The organism is Alteribacter aurantiacus DSM 18675 (genome assembly GCF_000429705.1).
GTDB lineage: Bacteria > Bacillota > Bacilli > Bacillales > Salisediminibacteriaceae > Alteribacter > Alteribacter aurantiacus.
Map to the genome: position 1 here is coordinate 987,478 of NZ_KE386941.1, position 18,537 is coordinate 1,006,014.

The window sequence follows — 18,537 nt, forward strand, 5'->3', positions numbered from 1 at the left end:
GATGGGCTGAAGCAAAGCCTTATACAGTAAAGCAAGGCTACATTAATTTATAATTAAAGTAGAGGTGATTTTTTGAAAACAACAGCTATTATACTTAACGAACATTTCGAGGATAACAGACTTAGTGATGATTTAAAGTGGTTCTGTGAACCTAAGGAATGGTTTATTGAAAAAAATTCCTCTGAGCTTGTCATGCATACAGATGAGAACACCGATTATTGGAAGAAAACACATTATGGTTTCGAAGCAGATAATGGTCATTTTCTTTATAAAGAAACAAATAAAAATTTCAGATTAACTACAAAAGTGAAGACAAAACCAAAATCAAAGTATGACCAAGCGGGTTTAATGTTGAGATTCTCAGAAGACACTTGGATAAAAACATCATTGGAATACATGCCAAATGGATTAAGTAAATTGGGTGCGGTTGTAACAAATCATGGTTATTCCGATTGGTCAACACAACATGTAGAGTATGAGAATGAAGATCTCTTTTATAGAATATCAAGAATTGGTCAAAATGGTTATGTTGACTTTTCATTTGACGGGGTACAATGGTACCAAATACGTATTGCACACTTGGATATCCCAGAGAATTCTCCTGTTAAAGTGGGGTTATATGCTTGTAGTCCACAAGGAAAAGATCAAGAAGTAAGGTTTGATTTTTTGGAAATAGAAGAACTTTCCGACGATCCCCGGGAAGCTTATTTATAAAACTTCTTGTGATTCTTCACGAATGCTTCTCAGGTGAGGTTGATGTAAGAAAGGAAAAGTAGTGAAAGAAGTAAAGGTTAAAGGACTTAGAGAAAACCTCTAAGTCCTTTTCGTTTGTGTTTTGCTTACTTTAAACCTATTTATGGAACCCTTTATCTAATATGTTTTTTTATATCAATCATACTCGATCGGTACTGGTATAGCTGATTGAACATTTTCACTGTAAGCTTTCTTCTGGTGATCAGTTAAAAATAATCTGATTACACCTTTGTCATCCGATGAACGTATTAGTCTTCCCACACCTTGTCTTAATCTTAAGGTCATGTATGGGATATCAACATCTTCATGAGGGTGTTGAGTGTGTTGACGTTTTGCTTTAAAGACAGGATCAATTGGAGGAAACGGCAGGGATGCGATCATGACCTGGCTTAATGCGACACCCGGTATATCCAACCCTTCCCACAAATGATAGGCACAAAGAACATGGTTCTCGTTACCTTGGAATGTCTTAACAATTTCACTGATTTCTTGATCACCTTCAAATAAGTAAACCTTCTTTGTATCATGTGAACGAAGGGCTGATTTGAAGCGGTTCATCTCATCAGAGGATGAGAATAGTACCAGAGAACCGCCGCCGTGTTGCTCTGCTTGTTTGACAATTTGATTCCACTTATCAATTTCTGAATTTAATACATAACCATACGCTTGCATTTTTTCATTGTAGTCAAACGGAGAATCGACTGTAAACCCGTTGTATTGATCAATACCTAAGTTTTTAGAGAAGAATGAGAAGTCTCCTTCTTTTGATAGGGTTGCAGAAGAGAATACAAATGGAATGTTTTGTGAAAACACTTCACTTTTTAAAACATCTTCAACCAGTCGTGGCATAATGACTAAAGAAAAAGCTTCATTTGTTTCTTCGATCCAGTAGATTCCTTTATCTTCTTTAAGGAATACGTTGAGTCCATAATCATAAAATTCCAAGTATTCTTCAATCATCTTCAAATGGTATTCTTCAAGTACATACAACTCAGAGTCAAAAACAAGTTGATCGAGAAGGTTTTCAACTTTCTCTTTCAGAATGGACACAATGTGAAGCATTTCTTTAGAGCGCGGGACTTCTTTTCGGTTTGATGCCACTTGCATTTTAGCAGAGTCCCTAAGAATATCAAACCATTCATCATGTAAAGCAAGGATATCTTCAATCAATACAAGAGACTCTTCTCGGACATCCTGATTCATATATCCTGTTAATACGTTTATTAGTGTATTTGCGTTGAAACGGTACGTGAGACCTTTTTGAGCCGCATACTCTAATAGATGACCTTCATCAAAGACAACACAACTCGCTTCAGGGAGTAACGGTAATTGTCCTTCACGCGTTCTTGATTCCTTTGTCCATACGTGTTCCATGTAAAAGTCATGAGAGCAAATCACCAAGTCGCCAGCATCTCGATAGTGTTGGCGGTTTAAAGTTTGCCCACATCGATGGAAAAATTCGCAAGTGGAACATTGCTGAAGTGGATCCCACGCAATGGATTCCCACTTTTCATCAGCTACCCATGGATATTCTTTTCGGTCTCCAAATGGTGTAAATGAAGTCATGGAAACGCCTTGTTGATGAACAAATCCAGGGACTTGATCGTACACACGGTGAATATCGTCATCGTCAGTTTTATTAACTAAATCACTTAATTTTTTTACACAAACATACTGTTCCCGTGCTTTTGCAAGGCGCACGTCAATGGTGAGGCCTAATGCCTTTGTCAACTTATCAATGTCTCCACCTGGCTTAACCAATTGTTCAATTAATGTTTCATCTGCACAAGAAATAATAGCTGGTTTTCTCATATACCTTGCATAGCAAATGGTATAAATCAAATAAACAAGTGTTTTCCCAGTGCCGACTCCTGCCTCAGCGAAAACAATACTTTTATTTTTAAATGCTTGTTCTAATTGAAAAGCCATAAAGATCTGTTCATCTCTAAGCTCATATCCTTGTTCAGGTAGGATATCGTAAAAAACGTCTCCTACGAAGTTTCCTAACTCATCGAAAAAATGGCCGCTTTTTGTTTGTTGAAAAGGGAGGGCTGCTGTTTTTTTCATTTATTTCATTCCTTATATACGAAGTTTTACCAACACTACATGATATCAGAAACTCATCGCTTTGAATATGGCTAAACGGTAAATGTAACGAGATCATTCGCAATACATGTGTTGGGAAATATTTCTCTCCCTTCCTTTTCCAACATGAGCGGGTCTTGGTATCTTGGACTGATGTGAGTAAGGATAAGGTGATTCACTCGAGCTTTTAATGCAAGAGTGGCTGCTTGTTCTGTTGTACTATGGTAATACAGCTGTGCGTGTCTTTCTTCGGATTTTGAAAATGTTGCTTCGTGTACAAGAAGGTCAACTTTTTCAGCTAACCTTAATCCTTTCGTTGAGTATCTTGTATCACCTAAGATGCAAACGGACTTTCCTTCCTTAAGTGGGCCTATGAATGGACTGGTTTCAAATGTTCTTCCATCTGGTAACGTTACTTCTTTTTTATGTTTAAATTCCTTAAGGTGAGGGCCTAACGGGATGTTGGCTTCCTTTACTTTTTCCATTAATAACGAACCAGGCTGGTCGTGTTTTTGAATGCGAAACCCAAAAGAAGGGACGCCGTGATCAAGCTTTGCTACATTTACTGATGCCGTTTCATCCTTAAAGAGAAGACCTTCCTCGTTCATTTCAACGATCTCTAAAGGGTATAAGAGATGCGTTTGGCTTATCTGTAGAGAAGCATTTATGTATTCCTTTAGTCCTGAAGGGCCATAGATCGTTACCTTTGAAGTGGCTCCTTGATAGGACCGACTTGATAGTAATCCAGGAAGACCATAGATATGATCCCCGTGAATATGTGTAATAAAAATTTTATTAATTTTACTTGCTTTTACCGATGTATGTAACATTTGATGTTGGGTTCCTTCACCGCAATCAAAAAGCCATGTATCATTTTTTTCGTTCATTAAATGCAGGGCAATGGCAGTGACGTTTCTTTCTTTTGAAGGAACGCCTGCCCCTGTACCTAAAAATGTTACTTTCATACAAAATCACCTCTATTTTTATTATGAGGTAATTGTTCCAATGAATTCAAGGTGAGAGCTCCGAACCTTTCAACAAGCCTTACGTAGTGCTATGATGGTGAAAAAGGCGTAATTTCAGGGAGGGAAAGGTCATTAAAGAGAACGATGATAACAAAAACCATCCAGATAACGAAAATGAAATTGAAAGACCTTTCTTTGATGGAAAACGATATTATACTCGTGAGGAATTTTTCAATCCCGATGATGAGGATGAAGACAAAACCATAAAAGACACTAAAAAGGGAAGTGGATGGAGAATCGTGATCGCTTCCGTGCTTGTTTTGGCATTGCTCGGAAACGTTCTCGCTTTTGTACCGCGTCTCATTAACATCCCTGCAATCGAATTCGTCCAAACATCGAGGGAATTGTCCCAAAATGCAGAGATCCAGAAATATACTGAGTCTGTCGTTGTTGTCAGAGGTGGAGACAGTAAAGGCACCGGATTTCTTTTCTCCGATGAAGGGTATATTATGACAAATGAACACGTTGTTAGAAATGAGAGGTATGTTTCCGTATCTTTTGAAGACGGTGGAAGGTACCAAGCGGAGGTTGTTGATCGTGACACAGAAATGGATATTGCTGTTTTGAGCATTAATTTAGGATCCGAGAGGGCTGTGCTGCCTTTTACTTCTGAATGGGAAAAAGGTGAGGACGTGTATGTGATAGGAAACCCGCTATTTTTTAACTTCATCGCAAATGTTGGTCACCTTTTGGGTGAAAGGAATGATGGAATCTTGATGCTCGATGCACCTATTTATCGAGGCAACAGTGGCAGTCCTGCAATAAATAAAAGTGGGGAAGTCGTTGGCGTGGTCTATGCGACTACAAGAATCGATCATAATGGAGACTCAAAACGTGTAGGCTTGATTGTACCAACGGACACATTTATTGATACATATGTAAATTAAACAAAGCCGTCCAAAATCCGATTCTTCTGGACGGCTCATTTTCTTAGAAGGGGAGGGTATGGAATGAACGATTTCATTCCGTTCGATTTCGAATACTTTGTTGCTGCTTAATGATAGCGATTTTTGTTTTCGTCATGAACAAAACGGGATTGACCTTTTTTCCTGCGGTAGAGGATGGCGTTTATTTCTCCACCAACGACTAACAGAACACCCGTTACGAAAAACCAAAGCATCAAAATGATAACCCCGCCAAGACTTCCATATGTGGCTGTGAAATTACCAAAATTACTAACATAAAAGGAAAAACCAAAGGATACGAGTTGCCAGCTTAAAGTAGCAAAGGCAGCACCTGGAATGGCAAATCTAAAAGGCTTATGTTTGTTCGGGGCAAAGTGGTACAACACAGTTAAAATAAACCCAATTACGATAATGCTGACAACCCACCTCAAGATTCGAAGGAGTTGTTCGGTTTCGCTAGGTAAGTAGACGTAGGCACTAACAAAAGTAATGATTACATCTCCGAAAATAGGGAGTGCCAGTACAAGCACAAGGGCGAAGACTAAACAAATGGTTAACACAATGGAGAGTAAACGTTGCTTTAGGAATGGTCTCGTTTCTTTAACATTATACGCATTGTTTTGAGCTTGAATAAAAGCATTGACAGCAAGAGAGGCCGTCCAAATCGTGCCGATGATACCTAATGTTAGTAGCCCACCGCGTTCAGTGGAGACAACATCAACAACGGTTTCTTCAAATACCGTAGCCGTTTCATCAGGCATGATACTTTGCAATACCCCAATGGCCGTTTCCGGTTGAATGTTTAAATAAGGGATGATGGAGAGAAGTAATATCATCAACGGTACAGCAGATAAAAGGTAATAATAAGCTTGAGCTGCAGCGAGAAGAGGAACATCATCTTTTTGGAATTCGTGTATTAGTTCTTTAAAAAAGGATATCGTATTTTTCATCTAGGACCTCCACTCTTTAACAGGGATTCATTCATTATATCCCCTCTATCACGCACCGTTAACCTTTTTGTCTTTTCAGTGGATTTCATTGACAACGCAGTAAACGCCCCTTATAATTGAATATTTGTAAGCTTGTATTGAGATAATGGGTTAATATAGATAATTTGCTTTGAAATGAGGGTTTATAATGACAAAACCATCCATTTACGGATTAACATTTGAACAACTGACAGATTGGCTAGTAGACAAAGGACATAAAAAGTTCCGTGCACAACAAGTGTGGGATTGGCTATACAAAAAAAGAGTAAAATCATTCTCTGAGATGGTTAACGTGAATAAAGAGTGCCGATCCTTGCTGGACGAACACTTCGCTATTCAAACCTTGGAGATCCACTCCAAACAAGAATCTCGAGACGGTACGATGAAATTCTTATTTAAACTTCAAGATGGGAACCTAATTGAAACAGTACTTATGAAGTTTAGCTATGGACTTTCAGTCTGTGTTACGACTCAGGTCGGCTGTAACATTGGTTGTAGTTTCTGCGCCAGTGGACTTCTCTCAAAAAGTAGAGACTTGACGAGTGGTGAGATTGTAGAACAAATTATGAACGTTCAACACGCCCTTGATGACCGTGCAAATGAAGAAAGAGTAAGTCACATCGTTGTTATGGGTATTGGAGAGCCTTTCGATAATTTCGATAACCTTATGGATTTCCTACATGTTGTAAATGATGACAAAGGCCTTGCCATTGGTGCGCGTCACATTACGGTATCCACTAGTGGAATCATAAAGAAGATCTATGAGTTTGCTGATCAAAAATTGCAGGTGAATCTTGCTCTTTCCCTTCATGCACCAAATGATGAATTAAGAACCAAAATTATGAAGATCAATAAAGGACAGCCGATTAAACCTTTAATGGAAGCTGTTGATTATTACCTTGAAAAAACCAATCGCCGCATTACGTTTGAATATATCTTATTAAAAGGAATAAACGACACTCCTGAAATTGCGCAACAACTTGCAGATTTGATTCGTGATAAAAAGCGTTTGTCTTACGTCAACTTGATTCCTTACAACCCAGTTGACGAGCATATTCAATATGAACAGAGTGAGAAAAATGCTATTTTACGCTTTTACGATACACTAAAGAAAAACGGTGTACAGTGTGGGATTCGTCACGAACAAGGGTCAGATATTGATGCTGCGTGTGGACAATTGCGAAGTAAACAAATTAAAAAGGATAAAGAAAAAGCAAAAACGAAAGCTTAAATGAAACAGCCCGATGTGTGGATCCACTCATTCGGGCTGTTTTGTTTGTTATTACATTTGATATGAACAGTATCTCTAGGGAAGTTCTTTTCACTAACGCTTTCTTTGTAATTGATTGTACGTCTTGATCTTATTGATAATAGGTAAACAGTTATGTGCTTACATCATGAAACATGACCTATTGGTTGTCTGAAGTCGTTTGTTTGATATCTTTTTTAGGTGTCTGAGGCAAATTCTGTTTATTTTTATCACGTGCTTTTTGCTTTCTGGCTCTTCCCATGTTCAATCACTCTCCATTAATCCGCATTTTTGTTTGTCGGATGCTTTTTACTAGGTAAGCTATGACTGTGATCTCTGTGACTTTGACGCTTGTTATTTTGTTCTGTTTTGTTTTTTCGCTCGTTAAACTTTTCGACAAACTCATGTGTATTGTCCATCTTTTATCACCCCTTAATTGATTCATTATTAAGGTTCCACCTTACGCCTGTTCCATTCAGGGAGTTAGTGCTAATCCGTCAAAAGTAGTCATTGCTGTGCGTGCGTCTACGTGAGAAAATCAAAGGACAAGTTGTTTTTGGAATAATCAAACTACTCTGTTCTTTATTGTTTTTACCCAAGTATAATTAGATAATGAATATTTTTAGGTGTGAGAAAGGGGGAGGCGGCTTTGCTTCCTTTTGATATTACAGAATATCAAAGCCGGCTATTAAAAACTCGTAACCTTATGGAGAAAGCTGGACTGGATGTTCTGTTAATTACAGATCCTGCAAACATGAATTATTTGAGTGGTTATGATGCATGGTCTTTTTATGTTCATCAAATGATGATTGTGGACATTCACGAGTCACAACCTATTTGGATTGGAAGGTTTATGGACGCACCTGCTGCAAAGGTCACCACATGGATGACAGAAGATCATATCATTGGTTATCCCGATGTCTTCGTACATTCTAATACACTACACCCCATGCAGTTTATTGGTGATTTTCTGCATAAGAAGGGCATGCAGGCGAACCGTATAGGGGTAGAAATGGACCACTATTACTTCTCTGCAAAAGCATTTGAAGAGTTGAAGAGGTCATTACCTGATGCTCAATTCTTAAGTGGGGACCTCCTGGTCAATCAAGTACGTATGATTAAATCTGATCAAGAAATTACCTATATGCAAAGAGCGGCAAAGCTCGCAGAGATTGCTATGTATAATGGCGTACAAACCGTACGTTCGGGCAACAGGGAATGTGATGCTGCTGCTATGATTTATTACCATATGATCTCAGGGACCAAGGAGTATGGTGGCGACTATCCGGCTATTGTGCCTTTGTTACCTACGGGAGAACGGACGTCCATCCCTCACCTCACATGGTCGGATCGTACGTTTCAAGAAGGTGAGGGAGTCATTATTGAGTTAGCTGGTTGTTACAAACGGTACCATGTCCCAATGGCAAGAACGGTGTCCATTGGAACTCCTTCAACAGAGCTTCTTCGGATTTCTTCTATTGCTATTGAAGGAATCAATCGAGTGTTGCAGGAAGTGAAGCCAGGGATGACCTGTGGCGACGTAGAGTTGGTATGGCGTCACTCTTTAAAAGCACATGGTATCGAAAAAGAGTCGAGGCTTGGGTATTCTGTCGGGGTAAACTATCCTCCTGATTGGGGTGAGCATACAGCCAGTATACGGCGGGGCGATCAGACGGTCCTTGAACCAAATATGACATTTCATATTATTCCAGGACTATGGTTTGACAGAAGTGGTGTGGAGATTAGTGAAACGATTAGAGTAACCGAAACCGGTTGTGAAACATTTACGAACTTTCCGAGAGAACTCATCATAAACTCATCATTTACATTAGAAGATCAAGGGGAAATAAGTTAAGACGGATTGGGGGCGTTGAATGTGAAAGAAACAGGTATGAGTACTAGGGCTTTATGGGCTGGGGAAAAAGAATATCTTGCTTTTGGGGCCACGCAGGTTCCAGTTGTGCACAGTGTATCCTTTGGGTATGACGATATGGATGAGTGGTACCAAGTAGCAATCGGAAAAAAAGAAGGGCATATATACGGGCGAAACACAAACCCTACTGTGCGAGCTTTTGAGGAAAAAATCAGAATATTAGAAAATGCTGAAGCTTCAACCAGCTTCTCAACAGGAATGGCCGCCATCAGTAATACATTAGGAACCTTACTACAGCCGGGAGAACGAGTCGTTTCTATTAAGGATACCTATGGTGGAACCAATAAAATCTTCACGGAGTTTCTCCCAAAGCAACATATTGAGGTCGTATTATGCGAAACAGGTAACCATGATGAAATGGAAAAAGAAATTGAAAAAGGGTGCAGCGTTGTTTATTTGGAAACACCAACGAACCCTACAGTAAAAATAACAGACATAAAAAGGATCACAAGAGCAGCAAAGAGAGCAGGAGCAATTACGGTTGTTGATAATACATTTGCGACACCTGTCAATCAACAACCTCTAAGCCTTGGTGCTGACTTGGTCATTCATAGTGCTACAAAGTTCCTGGGAGGGCATGCTGACGCCTTAGGAGGAGCCGTTTGCGGCGCGAAGCATTTAGTTGAAGACATCTACCATTACCGAGAGATTAATGGAGCTACGCTTGACCCGATGGCCGCTTATTTACTACTCAGAGGGATGAAAACATTAAGCTTACGAATTGATCGCCAAAATGAAAATGCGTTAGCTGTTGCTTCCTTTTTAAAGACCATAGACCTTGTAGAAGATGTCTATTATCCGGGTCTCGCCAGTCATCCCGGACATGACATTGCAAAGAAACAAATGAGTGGATTTGGAGGCATGTTGAGTTTTTCGGTTAAAGGCGGTGTTGAAACGGTTCGTCACCTTCTCCCTAACTTAGCCTTTGCGAACAGAGCAGCCAACCTTGGATCCGTTGAAACGGTTGTAGGTCCGTCCCGCACAACAAGTCATGTTGAATGCACTCCTGAAGAAAGGGCAGCCATGGGGATCCCGGAAGGTCTTGTTCGATATTCAGCTGGTATAGAAGATATCGATGATTTGATTAATGACTTGAAGCATGCTTTTTACATGCTGCCAAACCATATTAAATCAACAAATTGAGAAGCTATAAATAAAGCGGAAAGCCCGTCACCTAAAAGAGGTGTGTCGGGCTTTTTTATGTCTGTGGAGGTGATTTACATTGCCTGATCTCCTTCTTTTTGGTATAATACGTAAGGCTAAATTTTCATCAACAAAAGACCAATGGTTGTTATAACCCATTCCGGCAGATATTTTATGCTGCTTTAATGGATGACATAAAAATAAATGGCAACAAATTAAAAAGGCGGGATCTATAATGAGTAACTATCGAGTATTACTATATTATAAATATGTTGATATTAAAAATGGTGAAGAGTTCACACAAGAACACCTAAAATTTTGTAAAGAGTTGGGGTTAAAAGGTCGAATTTTAATTGCTGATGAAGGTATTAATGGGACGTGTTCTGGAACTATTGAACAAACAGATCGTTACATGGAGAAAATGAAGGCTGATCCTCGTTTTTCAGACATGGTCTTTAAAATCGATGAAGTAGACGGTCACGCATTTAAAAAAATGCATGTCCGCTATCGTCCGGAACTTGTAACATTAAGGCTTGAGGATGATATTGATCCTCGCGAGCAAACAGGCCAATACTTGAGTCCCAAAGAATTTTTTGAACAGCTACAATCGGACGATACAGTTGTAATCGACGCTAGAAACGATTATGAATATGACCTTGGTCATTTTGAGGGAGCAATTAAACCAGATATTCACTCGTTTAAAGAGCTACCCGATTGGATTAAACAAAATCGCGAGGTTATGGAAAATAAAAAAATTCTCACTTACTGTACTGGTGGGGTTCGATGCGAGAAATTCTCCGGATGGTTAAAAGAGGAAGGGTTCGATGATGTTGCCCAGCTTCACGGGGGAATCGTGACTTACGGTAAAGACCCTGAAGTTAAAGGGGAGAAGTGGAACGGTCAATGCTACGTGTTCGACGAGCGCATTAGTGTCCCGATTAACCAGGTTGAACACGTCGTTGTAGGTCGAGATCATTTTGATGGTCAACCTTGTGAACGTTACGTTAACTGTGCCAATCCCGAATGTAACAAACAAATTCTTTGTTCTAAAGAAAATGAAGACATCTATATGAGAGGGTGCTGTGATGAGTGCCGCACTCATCCGAGAAACCGTTACATTAAAGAACACGAGTTAAGTGAAGAAGAAGTGAACAAGCGCTTAGAACGAATTGAAGCTAGTCGCGCAGCGAAAGCATAAACAGGAAAAGCCATGATCCGATAAAGGATTGTGGCTTTTCTCTGCTTATGAACAAAGGTAAAATTGAATCCATGTAATAGGGAAGTTTTTGCTTTTAAAAAACTACAATCTTTACAGATTCAGCCTTTTTAAAAAACAGACTGTCGATAAGTGTTGAAGTGTTTGGAAATAAAAAGGATAATAGATGAAAAGAACCGATTTTGGGAGGGATGAGAATGCAATTCAGTTTTATACATGCAGCAGATATACACCTTGATAGTCCATTAAAGGGATTGGAAAAGTATGAAGGAGCTCCTGTAGATCGGATCCGACATGCTACAAGGGATGCCTTAAGTAATCTAGTAAATGTAGCGATTGAAGAACAGGTGGCTTTTGTGGTCATAGCTGGTGATATCTATGACGGTGACTGGAAAGATTACAATACAGGGTTGTATTTCGCAAGCCAAATGAGCCGTCTTCAAAAGGAAGACATCCCTGTCTACCTTATACGTGGTAACCATGATGCACAGAGTTTGATTACGAAGGAACTGGCACTTCCGGATAATGTTTATGAATTTCCTGTAGACAAACCCGATACTGTGACCCTTGAACACTTGAATACAGCCATTCACGGTCAAGGCTTTTCAACAAGGTCAGTAACGGATAATTTGTCCAAAAACTACCCAGAAAAAGTAGAAGGTTACTTTAATATCGGGTTGTTACATACAAGTGCTACAGGTCGAGAAGGTCATGAAAACTACGCACCGTGCCAACTTTCAGATCTTATCGACTTAGGATACGATTATTGGGGCCTTGGTCATATTCATCTACGAGAAGTTTTGTATGAACGTAATCCTGTTATTCTTTTTCCCGGTAATATACAAGGTCGCCACATAAGGGAATCTGGAAACAAAGGGTGTACATTAGTCAAGGTAAAGGAGAATCAAGTGAAGCATTACGAACACCGTTCTCTCGATGTGTTAAGGTGGGCGTTATGCGAAATTGATGTTACCGGATCGGAAACGTTTGAGGATGTACTAGACCAGATTCGTATTCAATTGCAAGACATTCAAAGTCAACATAACGGCCTTTTCATAGCAGTTAGAGTGATTGTTAACGGAACAACAAATGTCCATCAAGAAATGGTGGCTGATAAAGATCATGTAATTAACAATATTCGATCACTGGCTTTGGAAACAGGATTTGGAGATGTTTGGATTGAAAAAGTGAAAATTGATACGAAAAGGGTCATCGATGTTGATGAACTAAAGGAACAATATACTCCAATTAATAGTATCTTACGTTTTCTCGACGAATTAGCTGAGGATGAAGAAGCCCTTCAGTCTCTAATGAGTGAATTAAAAGACATTCAAAAAGTCTTGCCACACGAATTGAAAGGAAAAAGCGCCGAACTTGATTTCTCCTCTTCTACAATCATAACGGAGCGCTTGGATGATATTGAAGATCTAATCTTACATCAACTTTCAAAAAAAGGGGAGGTGCGTTCATCGTGAGATTCCAATATATGACCTTAAGAGCCTTTGGTCATTTTACCGATTTTGAGCTGAATTTTGAAAAGGGCTCAAACTTCCATTTCATTTATGGTCCAAATGAAGCTGGGAAAAGTACGATTCTGCGCTCGATTAATCATTTTTTATATGGCTTTCCTCAACAAACGTCCGACTCTTTCTTGCATGACAATAAAAAGTTGCTTATTGAAGGCGCCATCATTAATGAAGAGGGTGAGAAACTTGCATTTTTGAGGAGAAAAGGTAGAAAGAATACCGTACTCGATCACAATCAAAAAGCAATGGACGAAAAGGTGGTCAGCCGTTTTTTAAACGGAGTATCCGAAGACCACTTCCTTAATATTTTTGCTCTAGACCACGTACGCCTTCGTGAAGGTGGCGAGAGCTTATTGCAAAGTGACGGAAACGTAGGGGAAAGTATTTTTTCTGCAGCGTCTGGTGTAAGTATGTTGCGAGACGTGCTTAAAGAGCTCGAGGACCAAGCCAAGAACCTTTATGTAAAAGGTGGTTCAACAAGAACGATTAATCAGCTGATTAAAGAAGAAAAAGAAGTCTCAAAACAAATTGCAACCAACCAGCTTAAGCTTCAAGATTGGAAAGAGCTCGAACAACGATATGAGAACGGTAAAAAAGACATCAAACGACTGACTGAACAAATTAACCTTCTGTCTAAAGATCAACAAAAGTTTTTACGTATTCAAAAGACATTGCCTAAAATTGCTCTTAGAAGCGAATGGATAGACAAAAAAGAGCGTCTCGGTTGTATTCCAAAACTACCGGAGAATGTTGAAGCGGATCGAAGAGAATTTGTACAACTTGCTGAATCGACTTCTAAACGGATTTCTGAAATAGAACGAGAGTTAGAGCAATGCAATGAAGAATTACATCAAATTCAAATTCCTGACAACCTCCTTTCTCAAGAAACTGAAATAAATTCACTTTACAGAGGGATAAACGGGTACATTGAAGATGTTAAAAACCTTCCCATTCTTGCAGGGGAATTAAAAAGCCTCGAAAGTTCGGTCTATGCCGCTTTAAAAACTATCGATCATTCTTACGATCGATTATCCGACGTGGAATCTCTACGCTTAACAGCTGAGAAAAGAAAGACAATTCTTGCTTTAGCTGATAAAAAGCCCGTATTGGACGAACAGGAGAAAAGGAATAAAGAGTCTTTAGATGAGCTAGAAAGAGATATTCATGAACTTGAAGTGAAATTAAATGAAGCAAATGACATTAACGATACTGAAGAGTTGGATTCTGTGTTAAATACCATACAAAAAAACGGAGATTTAGAGAATCGGACTCAACAGTTGTCGGTGGAGATTGAGAAACTCACAATACAATATAATCATGCTTTTCACACTCTTCCCTTTTGGAGTGGCACTTTAGAAGATCTCGTAACAATAAAGATCCCGGCCTCTAAGGAATCAATAAACTCCTTTGAAAGAAATCGTAGAGACTTAACCTCAACAAGAGAAAAACTTCAAGAAAGATTCTTGGAAGAAGAAGAGAATGCCACCAATATTAATCGTGCACTCGGGTCTTTGGAAGCTTTAGAAGACGTTCCGACAAATGAACAATTGTTGGAGGAACGGTTACTTCGCGATACTGGATGGATACTTATTCGAAATGAACTAAATAAACGAGAAAATAACGAAAGTGAACTTGCCAAGTTTAAAAATGGAAGACCTTTGGAACTGGCCTTTGAGCGTTCCTTGAAAAAAACAGATGATATTTCTGATGTCATGAGGCGAGAAGCCGAGAAGGTCGGTGAAAAAAATAAGCTTTTAGCTGACAGAAAAGCAACTAACGAGAAACGAACTACGTTACAAGCTGAGCTAAACGAGAACATGTTATCACTAGAACAATGGGAATCGGCTTGGAAAGAATATTGGTCCGTAGTACACCTCAATCCGGGAACTCCTGAAGAAATGAGGGAGTGGCTGAACAAGTATGAAGAGATCCTTCAGTTGAAAGAACAGCTGGACATTGCTCAAGCCCGGCGTAATGATCTTAATCAGACTCTTGAAAAATCAAAAAAATCTTTGATAAACGCGGTATCGACCTATGTAGAAGTAAATGATGATCAAACGTTGAGTCAGCTCCTTGAACAAGGGGAAAAAATAAAAAGGAAAGCAATTGAACAACGCACGAATAGACAAGGACTTGAAGATCAACTTAAAAAGCAAAAGAATAATATGGAACTCATAAAGAATAAAATGGACCTTATAAGAAGTGAGGTCAATGAATGGAGTGAAGAATGGGAAAATAACATTCAAGGCCTTCCCGTAACCAATACCACTTCCACTCAAGTAGTAAAAGAATTAATTGATCTTTATGATGACTGCACGAGAGATTACGACAGCTACTTAATGAAGGAATCGATGAAAAGAGATATTGAAACCAGGATTGAACAGTATGAACAACGCATCGGTCAATTAGAACAAACCGAAGTGACTAAGTTGACAACTCACGCCATGGATTCTGTTGTGAACATCGTGTATGATACATTACAAACTGCAAAGCAAGATGCAAGAACGGCAGAAGAGTTGCGTAAAAAGAAATCAACCTTGGAGAAAAACAAAGAAATTGCTATTCGGATTGAACATGAAGCTCATGAATCCATGAATGAACTTCTTTCTCAAACCGGCTGTGCTACGTTAGACGAACTTGTAGAGGTTGAAGAAAAGGTCAAAAAATCACATGAAATTACTGAACAAATCAAAGCAATAGAGGAGCAATTGATCGACCTCGGTGCGGGTCAACGTTTAGATGAGTTGATTGAGGAAGCAGAAGGTGCCAATGCTGATTCTCTTGCAGTGGAGCTACAGGAAGTAAAGGTTAAGTTAGCAGAACTTGATCAAGAAAAGACTTATATCCTCCAATCTCACGGCGCTGATAAAAAAGAATATTTAGAGAAGATCAAAGGGACCAACGAAGAAACGGCGAATGATGAATTAGAAAAGCAAAGTCTTCATTCAAGAATTACGAGAGAAACAGACGAATACATCACAAAAAAACTTGCAGCCATTTTGCTTAGAAAAGGCATCGAACATTATAGAGAACAAAATCAAAGCCCAATTGTAAAACGGGCAAGTGAGCTCTTCGGACGTTTAACTCTTGGTCATTTTGATGGTATCGTCGTAGAGTTTGATGAGAAAGATCAACCTGTACTTATGGGAAAGCGGAAAGCAGATACAGTTCCAGTTTCGGGTATGAGCGATGGTACGACCGATCAACTGTATTTAGCTCTCCGAATTGCGAGTATCGAGCGTTTTGCAAACGAACATGAACCACTTCCGTTTATCGTCGATGACATTTTAGTACATTTTGATGATGATCGAGCAAAAGAAACCCTTAGGGTATTAGTAGAATTGGCAAAAGTGACTCAAGTCATCTTCTTTACCCACCATTCAAGGCTAGGTACATTAATGAAAGAAGTTGAAAGTGAACAGAATTATCAAATGATCACTTTAAACACAACCGTATCTAGTAGCCTTTTTTAAGCAACTTTTAACATGAGCAGACTCCAGAAAGAATCAGCAATTCTTTCTGGAGTTGTTTTCTTCATTTACGGAAGAGTATATCCGGTTGCATTTACGTTAATCCCTGAAACCACCTCTTACACAAGGAGAATTTGAACATGTTTCATTCTATTGACTACTTGAAATCCGGTACCCACATACAACAAAGAGCTTACATAGTCCTTAAAGAATTAAATATCATGAATGATTTGTCGGAGTATCTGCCAACTTTATGCGGAACCATTCCTATAAACCTTAATGTCCAAGGATCGGATTTGGATATTATTATGGAGGTGTATGATTATCCTGATTGGATTAAAAGAGTAACTGCTCTTTACGGACACCTAGATGATTTCATACATAAAAACAAAGTCATTCGTAACACTCCAATCGTAAAGCTCAACTTTTATTTTAAGGAATTTGAGTTCGAGTTGTTCGCCCAGAACCAACCTGTGAAAAGGCAACATGCGTATTTACATATGATTACTGAACATGCCATTCTTAAAGAAGCTCCTCACTTAGGAGAGAAAATCAAATCATTGAAAAGATCGGGTGTGAAAACGGAGGAGGCTTTTTGTGAGGTGCTGAGGTTAAGAGGCAAAGACCCTTATTTGCGACTCCTTGAATACGGGAGGGAAAAAGGGTTCATAAATGATCGTACGACATTCGGGAGGAAAAGATGAAAACAGAAACATACATTACACTTGACGCAACCGATATCGCTGAACTTGTGGGTAATAATGAAGTGAGTCCAAAAGAGATGATTCAAGTTGCTTATAACCGCCTTTTAGAGGTTAATGGGCAGCTGAATGCGGTCGTTCATACCAGGTATGAACGTGCTTTAAAAGAAGCGGACGATACAAAAGGAATTAAAGAAGCATTTTCAGGTGCACCGATCCTATTGAAGAATCTGTCACAATCGTTAATAGGAGAGCCTTTGACTGCGAGCTCGCGATTGCTAAAAGACAACATCGCCCAAGTGAATTCAAATATCGTTTCAAAACTTTTAAAAGGCGGCACTGTTGTTTTGGGCTCTACAAACACACCGGAATTTGGACTAAAAAACATTAGTGAACCGGCCCTTTACGGCCCTACTAGAAACCCTTGTAACCATCATTATTCAGCGGGAGGTTCCAGTGGGGGCGCTGCTGCAGCCGTGGCAGGGGGGATTGTCCCGGTTGCAGGTGCCAGTGACGGTGGCGGTTCTATTCGAATACCGGCTTCCTTTACCGGACTTGTAGGTCTTAAGCCTACAAGAGGGCGAACCCCGGTTGGACCGGGAGTAGGTAGACAATGGCAAGGGGCTGCTATTGACTTTGTACTAACAAAAAGTGTCAGGGATTGTGCCGGCATGCTTGACTTGCTTCAAGTGGTTCAACCTGAGGCGGCATTTCAAACTCCTATATTTCAAAAGGGTTATCGAAATGTAATGGAAGAATCTTTTGATCAACCTCTGAAAATCGGGTATTCGTTACAATCTCCAGTCCATACTCCCGTATCAGAAGAAGCAAAAAGGGCCGTTACTCATGCCCTTAAGTTTCTTGAAAGTCTTGGTCACGAGGTTGAAGAAGTTGACATACCTATTGATGGGGTCGAATTAATGGAACAGTATTACTTAATGAATGCTGGAGAGATGGCTGGTCTTTTACAATCGATGGAAGAGGTCTTCAACCGTCCTTTCTCATCAAAAGATATGGAATTTGAATCGTGGATGCTTTATGAGGCCGGGAAAAATGTCAGAGCAGCTGACTTCACTAGAAGCTTAGCCACCTGGGACCTTGCAGCTACAAGGATGATGGAGTTCCATTTATCCCATGATTTCTTCATCACACCTACTACAGCATTCACAGCACCGAAAATAGGGGAGTTGACCCATTCAAGTGGTGCTCAAGAAAAATACATCGAGAACATGCGTTCCTCAAGTGGAAAAAAACAGCTTGATCTCATTTATGAAATGTTTCTACCCAGCTTGACGTATACACCGTTTACCCAACTCGCTAATTTAACTGGACAACCTGCGATCAGTTTACCATTGCACAAAGGAGAAAATGATCTACCGATAGGGGTACAGGCGATGGCCATGAAGGGAAGAGAAGATCAATTATTAAAATTGGCGAAGCTGTTTGAACAAAGCAACCTTTGGCAACCACAACGTTCAAAAAAAGCATAGAAGCAAAGAAAAAGCCAATCATAATTGGGCTACTCCCATTTATGATTGGCTT

At 39.6% G+C, this 18,537-nt stretch carries 15 protein-coding genes; 10 read left to right on the plus strand and 5 right to left on the minus strand.

Features of this window, described 5'->3' with window-relative positions; all coding sequences use genetic code 11:
- Positions 1-72 precede the first annotated feature (72 nt).
- Positions 73-714, plus strand: a complete 642-nt coding sequence (locus G476_RS0108255; protein WP_245579645.1) for a DUF1349 domain-containing protein — start codon at positions 73-75, stop codon at positions 712-714.
- A 174-nt stretch (positions 715-888) separates the two neighbouring features.
- Here G476_RS0108255 and G476_RS0108260 read toward each other — a convergent pair whose 3' ends face one another.
- Together G476_RS0108260 and rnz are read right to left on the minus strand one after the other, a co-directional pair.
- Entirely contained in the window at positions 889-2,820 is a 1,932-nt protein-coding gene (locus tag G476_RS0108260; RefSeq protein ID WP_026689686.1) for an ATP-dependent DNA helicase, read from the minus strand.
- A 71-nt stretch (positions 2,821-2,891) separates the two neighbouring features.
- Positions 2,892-3,803 carry a ribonuclease Z gene (rnz, locus tag G476_RS0108265; protein WP_026689687.1) on the minus strand — a complete coding sequence of 304 codons (912 nt, stop codon included), beginning with the start codon at positions 3,801-3,803 and terminating at the stop codon, positions 2,892-2,894.
- 299 nt (positions 3,804-4,102) lie between these two features.
- Between rnz and G476_RS21540 the strand changes: the two genes are divergently transcribed.
- A complete protein-coding gene (locus G476_RS21540) occupies positions 4,103-4,750 on the plus strand; it encodes a S1C family serine protease (RefSeq protein WP_051314715.1) in 648 nt (215 codons plus the stop codon).
- A 107-nt stretch (positions 4,751-4,857) separates the two neighbouring features.
- Here G476_RS21540 and G476_RS0108280 read toward each other — a convergent pair whose 3' ends face one another.
- Entirely contained in the window at positions 4,858-5,718 is an 861-nt protein-coding gene (locus G476_RS0108280; RefSeq protein ID WP_026689688.1) for a YihY/virulence factor BrkB family protein, read from the minus strand.
- A 187-nt stretch (positions 5,719-5,905) separates the two neighbouring features.
- On the opposite strand from G476_RS0108280, the gene rlmN reads away from it, so the two are divergent.
- Positions 5,906-6,988: a dual-specificity RNA methyltransferase RlmN gene (rlmN, locus tag G476_RS0108285; protein ID WP_026689689.1), complete on the plus strand. Its 1,083-nt coding sequence runs from the start codon at positions 5,906-5,908 to the stop codon at positions 6,986-6,988.
- 178 nt (positions 6,989-7,166) lie between these two features.
- Here the strand turns inward: rlmN and G476_RS23520 are convergent, their stop codons facing one another.
- Positions 7,167-7,268, minus strand: coding sequence for a YfhD family protein (locus G476_RS23520; RefSeq protein WP_156906536.1), 102 nt, complete (start codon positions 7,266-7,268; stop codon positions 7,167-7,169).
- Positions 7,269-7,284: 16 nt separating this feature from the next.
- Positions 7,285-7,425: a DUF4023 family protein gene (locus G476_RS23260; RefSeq protein WP_084405672.1), complete on the minus strand. Its 141-nt coding sequence runs from the start codon at positions 7,423-7,425 to the stop codon at positions 7,285-7,287.
- Positions 7,426-7,655: 230 nt separating this feature from the next.
- Between G476_RS23260 and G476_RS0108300 the strand changes: the two genes are divergently transcribed.
- The 7 genes from G476_RS0108300 (at position 7,656) to G476_RS0108330 (ending at position 18,485) form a co-directional block, all read left to right on the plus strand.
- Positions 7,656-8,861: a M24 family metallopeptidase gene (locus G476_RS0108300; protein ID WP_026689690.1), complete on the plus strand. Its 1,206-nt coding sequence runs from the start codon at positions 7,656-7,658 to the stop codon at positions 8,859-8,861.
- Positions 8,862-8,876: 15 nt separating this feature from the next.
- Positions 8,877-10,082 (plus strand): cystathionine gamma-synthase family protein, encoded by a 1,206-nt coding sequence (locus G476_RS0108305; RefSeq protein ID WP_425387217.1) that lies wholly within the window; start codon positions 8,877-8,879, stop codon positions 10,080-10,082.
- Positions 10,083-10,317: 235 nt separating this feature from the next.
- Positions 10,318-11,280 (plus strand): oxygen-dependent tRNA uridine(34) hydroxylase TrhO, encoded by a 963-nt coding sequence (trhO, locus tag G476_RS0108310; RefSeq protein ID WP_205620291.1) that lies wholly within the window; start codon positions 10,318-10,320, stop codon positions 11,278-11,280.
- A gap of 215 nt (positions 11,281-11,495) precedes the next feature.
- On the plus strand, positions 11,496-12,773 hold the full coding sequence (locus tag G476_RS0108315) for a metallophosphoesterase family protein (protein ID WP_026689693.1): 1,278 nt from the start codon (positions 11,496-11,498) through the stop codon (positions 12,771-12,773).
- Positions 12,770-16,297, plus strand: coding sequence for a YhaN family protein (locus G476_RS21545; protein WP_051314716.1), 3,528 nt, complete (start codon positions 12,770-12,772; stop codon positions 16,295-16,297). The genes G476_RS0108315 and G476_RS21545 overlap by 4 nt, the downstream gene beginning before the upstream one ends.
- Positions 16,298-16,434: 137 nt before the next feature.
- A complete protein-coding gene (locus tag G476_RS21550; protein ID WP_035186289.1) occupies positions 16,435-16,998 on the plus strand; it encodes a DUF4269 domain-containing protein in 564 nt (187 codons plus the stop codon).
- Positions 16,995-18,485: an amidase gene (locus G476_RS0108330; RefSeq protein WP_026689694.1), complete on the plus strand. Its 1,491-nt coding sequence runs from the start codon at positions 16,995-16,997 to the stop codon at positions 18,483-18,485. Before G476_RS21550 ends, G476_RS0108330 begins: the two co-directional genes overlap by 4 nt.
- Positions 18,486-18,537 lie beyond the last annotated feature (52 nt).

Bases quoted from the DNA above. Each gene is read 5' to 3' on its own strand.
- G476_RS0108260 (WP_026689686.1), bottom strand. From the start codon at position 2,820: ATGAAAAAAACAGCAGCCCTCCCTTTTCAACAAACAAAAAGCGGCCAT.
- rnz (WP_026689687.1), bottom strand. From the start codon at position 3,803: ATGAAAGTAACATTTTTAGGTACAGGGGCAGGCGTTCCTTCAAAAGAA.
- G476_RS0108280 (WP_026689688.1), bottom strand. From the start codon at position 5,718: ATGAAAAATACGATATCCTTTTTTAAAGAACTAATACACGAATTCCAA.
- rlmN (WP_026689689.1), top strand. From the start codon at position 5,906: ATGACAAAACCATCCATTTACGGATTAACATTTGAACAACTGACAGAT.
- G476_RS23520 (WP_156906536.1), bottom strand. From the start codon at position 7,268: ATGGGAAGAGCCAGAAAGCAAAAAGCACGTGATAAAAATAAACAGAAT.
- G476_RS23260 (WP_084405672.1), bottom strand. From the start codon at position 7,425: ATGGACAATACACATGAGTTTGTCGAAAAGTTTAACGAGCGAAAAAAC.
- trhO (WP_205620291.1), top strand. From the start codon at position 10,318: ATGAGTAACTATCGAGTATTACTATATTATAAATATGTTGATATTAAA.
- G476_RS0108315 (WP_026689693.1), top strand. From the start codon at position 11,496: ATGCAATTCAGTTTTATACATGCAGCAGATATACACCTTGATAGTCCA.
- G476_RS21550 (WP_035186289.1), top strand. From the start codon at position 16,435: ATGTTTCATTCTATTGACTACTTGAAATCCGGTACCCACATACAACAA.
- G476_RS0108330 (WP_026689694.1), top strand. From the start codon at position 16,995: ATGAAAACAGAAACATACATTACACTTGACGCAACCGATATCGCTGAA.